This is a genomic window from Neisseria sp. P0001.S005, assembly GCF_051963715.1.
In genome coordinates this window covers 1-5,580 of the sequence record NZ_JBQCTZ010000215.1, presented here as the reverse complement: position 1 = coordinate 5,580, position 5,580 = coordinate 1, and the positions used below count along the sequence as shown (strand labels likewise).

Genomic DNA, 5,580 nt, shown 5'->3' with positions numbered 1-5,580 from the left:
AATATAGGCCGTCTGAAAGCCACGCTTATCAATGCCGGTATTCCAACCATTTTCCTGAATGCCGCAGATTTGGGCTACACAGGCAAAGAGTTGCAAGACGATATCAACAACGATGCCGCGGCTCTGGAAAAATTTGAAACCATCCGCGCGTATGGTGCGCTGAAAATGGGTTTGATCAGCGACGTATCCGAAGCTGCTACGCGCGCCCATACTCCGAAAGTCGCTTTTGTCGCCCCTGCGGCCGATTACACCGCTTCAAGCGGCAAAACCGTCAAAGCCGCCGACATCGACTTATTGGTACGCGCACTGAGCATGGGCAAATTGCACCACGCCATGATGGGTACTGCTTCAGTTGCTATCGCTACCGCCGCCGCCGTGCCCGGTACGCTGGTCAACCTTGCAGCCGGAGGCGGAGCGCGTAAAGAAATCCGTTTCGGTCATCCATCAGGCACACTGCGTGTCGGTGCCGCCGCCGAATGTCAGGACGGACAATGGACGGCCACCAAAGCGGTCATGAGCCGTAGCGCACGCGTGATTATGGAAGGACAAGTCCGAGTGCCGGAAGATTGCTTTTAAGTTTTCAGACAGCCACGCTATTAAACAAGGCCGTCTGAAAACCAAATAAGCAGATTTTAGTCAGGTAGCGATACCTGCAATGGAGATTAGGGTTGGGCATAAAGCCTGACTAAACACCAAACCAAAGGCAATCTGGAAAGCTCTCAAATGTTCTTGCTCTTTTCAGACGGCCTGAAGCCAAAAAACAATCAAAAATTCAAAGGAGAAACACCATGTCCAACCAACTCATTCTTGTTCTGAACTGCGGCAGCTCTTCACTCAAAGGTGCCGTTATCGACCGTAAAAACGGCAAAGTTCTCTTAAGCTGTCTCGGCGAACGTTTGGGTACGCCCGAAGCAGTCATTACGTTCAGCAAAGACGGTAAAAAATGCCAAACAGCCTTGACCGGCCGTAACGACCATGCCGGTGCCGTAGGTATGCTGTTGAAAGAGCTTGAAAAACACGGCCTGCACGACCGCATTAAAGCCATCGGCCACCGCATCGCCCACGGCGGCGAAAAATACAGCGAATCTGTTTTGATCGACCAAGCAGTAATGGACGAACTCAATGCCTGCATTCCGCTCGCTCCGCTGCACAACCCTGCCAATATCAACGGCATTTTGGCTGCACAAGAACATTTCCCGGGCCTGCCCAATGTCGGCGTGATGGATACTTCGTTCCACCAAACCATGCCGGAGCGTGCCTACACTTATGCCGTTCCGCGCGAATTGCGTAAAAAATACGCTTTCCGCCGCTACGGTTTCCACGGTACCAGTATGCGTTACGTTGCCCCTGAAGCCGCACGCATCTTGGGCAAACCGTTAGAAGACATCCGCATGATTATTGCCCACTTAGGCAACGGCGCATCCATTACCGCCATCAAAAACGGCAAATCCGTTGATACCAGTATGGGCTTCACGCCGATTGAAGGCTTGGTGATGGGTACCCGTTGCGGCGACATCGATCCGGGCGTATACAGCTATCTGACTTCACATGCCGGTTTGGATGTTGCCCAAGTTGATGAAATGCTGAACAAAAAGTCAGGTTTGCTCGGTATTTCCGAACTCTCCAACGACTGTCGTTCTTTGGAAATCGCTGCGGATGAAGGCCATGAAGGCGCACGTTTGGCTCTGGAAGTAATGACTTACCGCCTTGCCAAATATATTGCTTCGATGGCTGTGGCTTGTGGCGGCGTTGACGCACTCGTGTTTACCGGCGGTATCGGCGAAAACTCGCGTAACATTCGTGCCAAAACCGTTTCCTATCTTGATTTCTTGGGTCTGCACATCGACACCAAAGCCAACATGGATAAACGCTACGGCAACTCCGGTATCATCAGCCCGACAGGTTCTATGCCGGCTGTTTTGGTGGTGCCAACCAATGAAGAGCTGATGATTGCACACGATACGGCGCAGTTGGCCGGCTTTTTGGAAGAAGTAGGCTAGGGCGAAGATTTTCCTAGGCCATAAACAATAAAAAGTGCGGACTCATCATCCGCACTTTTTTAATTACAACTCAATCAAGCCACTTGGGTTTGATGCTCGTCGCCGTTGCGTTCACGAATAACGCCCAAACGGTAAACGGTTTCGCCTTGTTCGCTCAAGAATGCCTGTACCGCGTCGGCATCTTCTTTGGCAATGATAACGACCATGCCGATACCGCAGTTGAATGTACGGTACATTTCTTGGGTTTCCACATTGCCTGCTTTTTGCAACCATTGGAACAATTTAGGCAATTTCCATGCTTTGGCATCGATTTGTGCAACGGTATTTTCAGGCAAAACGCGAGGTACGTTTTCGGTAATGCCGCCGCCGGTAATATGGGCCATGCCTTTAATGGTAAATTTTTCCAAAGCGGCAAGGATAGGTTTCACATACAGGCGGGTAGGGGCGATGATGGCTTCACGCAAAGTTTTGCCGTTGTCGAATTCCGTGTCCAAATCGGGATTGTCGCGCTCGATGATTTTGCGTACCAAAGAGTAGCCGTTGGAGTGTGCGCCGTTGGAAGCCAAGCCCAAAACAACGTCTCCGGCCTGAATGCTGCGGCCGTTGATGACGCGTTCTTTTTCAACCACGCCGACGGCAAAACCGGCCAAGTCGTATTCGCCTTCGGGATACATGCCCGGCATTTCGGCAGTTTCACCGCCAATCAAAGCGCAACCGGATTCTTCGCAGCCTTGGGCAATGCCTTTAATCACATCAGTCGCGCGGGCAACATCCAGCTTACCGCAAGCGAAATAGTCCAAGAAGAACAAAGGTTCCGCACCTTGAACCAAAATATCGTTGACGCTCATGGCAACCAAATCGATACCGACAGTATCGTGTTTATCCCAGTCAAATGCCAGTTTCAGCTTGGTGCCGACGCCGTCCGTACCGGAAACCAATACCGGATTTTTGTATTTTTTGCCGATTTCGACCAAAGCGCCGAAACCGCCCAAATCACCCAACACTTCAGGGCGCATAGTACGCTTGGCAAAAGGTTTGATATTTTCGACCAGTTGATCGCCTGCGTCGATATCCACGCCTGCGTCACGATAGCTCAAAGAAGTGCTCATTGGATTTCCTTATTCGGGTATGGGTAGATTGTCGGAGCGTATTTTATCTTAAATTGGAGGATTCAGGCTGAATTTTTTGGCATTATTGTCAACAATTTTTATTTTATCTTAATAGCCGTCTCGCTTTCAGACGGCCTTTGTGAATCTGTTATACTGCTTATTTATTTCGAAAACCTTAAACATCAATTGGGAAATACCTTTTTATGTATCAAAAGAAAGCGCGCAGTGTAAAACCGTGGATTATTATGGCTTGCGTTATCGCAGCCTTTATTTGGCTTTTATATGCCTTAGGCGATGTTTTGACGCCGTTTATCGTGGCCGCCGTTTTGGCCTATGTTTTGAATCCCTTGGTCGAGTGGCTGCAATTAAAGCGTATCCGCCGCGCACCGGCCTCTATGATTATTATGACGTTTGCCTTGCTAGTGTTGCTGTCGTTGGCGTTGATTATCGTGCCTATGTTGTTGAACCAGTTTAACAATCTGGCCGAACGTCTGCCGCAAATCGTGGGCTTTGTTCAAAACAAACTGCTGCCGTGGCTCAACAGCGTCAGCGGGGATTATATTCAAATCGACCAAGAATCAATCATCGCATGGTTGCAGTCGCATACTGATGAGTTGAGCAATACGCTCAAAGAATGGATTCCGACCTTGATGCGTCAAAGCGGCAACGTGATCAGCGGCGTCAGCAATTTGGTGTTGTTGCCTTTGCTGCTGTATTACTTCTTGTTGGATTGGAAACGCTGGTCTTCCGGAATCAGCAAACTGGTTCCACGCCGTTTTATCGAGACCTACACGCGTATCAGTGGCAATATGGACGAAGTCTTAGGCGAGTTTCTGCGCGGCCAGCTGATGGTTATGATGATTATGGGCTTGGTTTATGGATTAGGCTTGATGCTGGTCGGTTTGGATTCCGGCTTTGCCATCGGTATGATTGCCGGTATTTTGGTATTTATTCCGTATTTGGGTGCATTTACCGGCCTTTTGCTGGCAACAGTTGCCGCGCTTTTACAATATGGCTCATGGCAGGGTTTGTTGATGGTCTGGGCTGTATTCGGTGTCGGACAATTCTTGGAAAGCTTTTTCATTACGCCTAAAATCGTTGGCGACCGCATTGGTTTGTCTCCATTCTGGGTGATTTTCTCGTTGATGGCTTTCGGACAACTGATGGGTTTTGTCGGTATGCTTGCCGGTCTGCCGCTTGCCGCCGTCACGTTGGTTTTATTGCGTGAAGGTGCATCTGCCTATTTCGGCAGCCATTTCTACAAACATAAATAAATCGATAATATTAAGGCCGTCTGAAATCCAAGTTTCAGACGGCCATTGATAACAAAGGAAGTCTATATGTTAGCCATTATCGGCGGCAGCGGTTTGACCAAACTGCCGGAACTCGAAATTACTGAACGAAAAATCGTACGCACTCCATACGGCTTAACCAGCAGCCCTATTTTGTTCGGCAGGTTGGGGCGCTTGGATATTGTTTTTCTTGCCCGACACGGCTTCAGCCATACCATCGCGCCGCATGAAATCAACTACCGAGCCAATATTTGGGCGTTACATTCTTTAGGCGTTGAAAACATCATTGCCATTTCCTCAGTCGTCGGTATCAATCCCGATTTTGAAAACGGCAGTCTGGTGTTGCCGGACGATTTGATTGACTATACCTATGGCCGTAAAGATACTTTTTTTGAAGGCCAAGAATGCCCGGTTGTCCATACCGATTTTTTCAACCCTTATTGCGATGAATTGCGACAAGAATTGTTGAATATCACGAAAGCGCATAATGTGCCGATTTACGATTCCGCCGTTTATGGCTGCCTGCAAGGCCCGCGCCGTCCAACCCGCGCAGAAATCGCCCGTTATCGACGTGACGGCGTAGATGTACTCGGTATGACCGGTATGCCCGAAGCCGTTTTGGCCAGAGAGTTAAAAATGGCCTATGCCCACTTTTGCAGCGTCAGCAGCATTGATTGCTTTGATAGCGGAGTAGGGACTGAGGGCTGTGATGAACAGACTTCTATGGCGATGACGAAAATCCGACAATTATTGAATGGTTTGTAACTGACGATGCCGTCTGAAATAATGTTTTCAGACGGCATTGTTTATTTAAGAAGCCGTTTCACGCGCCCAATGGGGTAGGGAGGCTTTTTGTTTGCGGAACGAGGCAAGTTGCATACCCCGGCATTTTTCAAAAATCAATTCGACCCCGCTTTGCAGCTGCAAAATCAAATTGGTATGCGTTTCCGTTTTAATAAAATCGATATTGCGTTGTACCAAGCGTTGAATGACGGCATATACATCAAGGCAGCCATTTGCAAAAAACCACGGATTCAACTTTACCCAACGGCCGCCGCTTAATGCAGTATCAGGCTGAAAATCAGCACGAATCTGTGTCAGCCGATTGTCGGAGAAATGCAGTTCGATATCGCCATAAAGCCAAATATTCCAGCCTTTTTGCACCAACAAGCCTTTAGG

At 48.9% G+C, this 5,580-nt stretch carries 6 protein-coding genes; 4 read left to right on the top strand and 2 right to left on the bottom strand.

From position 1 onward, the window contains the following. A partial coding sequence (locus ACTHSP_RS17220) for a PrpF domain-containing protein (protein WP_440346530.1) occupies positions 1-576 on the top strand: 576 nt, incomplete at its 5' end. A 212-nt stretch (positions 577-788) separates the two neighbouring features. After that, entirely contained in the window at positions 789-2,000 is a 1,212-nt protein-coding gene (locus tag ACTHSP_RS17215; RefSeq protein WP_070461921.1) for an acetate kinase, read from the top strand. A gap of 74 nt (positions 2,001-2,074) precedes the next feature. Here the strand turns inward: ACTHSP_RS17215 and purM are convergent, their stop codons facing one another. Next, positions 2,075-3,109 carry a phosphoribosylformylglycinamidine cyclo-ligase gene (purM, locus tag ACTHSP_RS17210; protein ID WP_314512589.1) on the bottom strand — a complete coding sequence of 345 codons (1,035 nt, stop codon included), beginning with the start codon at positions 3,107-3,109 and terminating at the stop codon, positions 2,075-2,077. A gap of 203 nt (positions 3,110-3,312) precedes the next feature. Between purM and ACTHSP_RS17205 the strand changes: the two genes are divergently transcribed. Then, the gene (locus tag ACTHSP_RS17205; protein ID WP_314512591.1) at positions 3,313-4,383 is read left to right on the top strand and encodes an AI-2E family transporter; all 1,071 of its coding nucleotides are present in this window, start codon (positions 3,313-3,315) and stop codon (positions 4,381-4,383) included. 66 nt (positions 4,384-4,449) lie between these two features. After that, positions 4,450-5,166, top strand: a complete 717-nt coding sequence (locus ACTHSP_RS17200; RefSeq protein ID WP_314512593.1) for an S-methyl-5'-thioinosine phosphorylase — start codon at positions 4,450-4,452, stop codon at positions 5,164-5,166. A 45-nt stretch (positions 5,167-5,211) separates the two neighbouring features. Here the strand turns inward: ACTHSP_RS17200 and ACTHSP_RS17195 are convergent. Further along, on the bottom strand, positions 5,212-5,580 hold a 369-nt coding region (locus tag ACTHSP_RS17195), incomplete at its 5' end, for a hypothetical protein (RefSeq protein WP_440346529.1).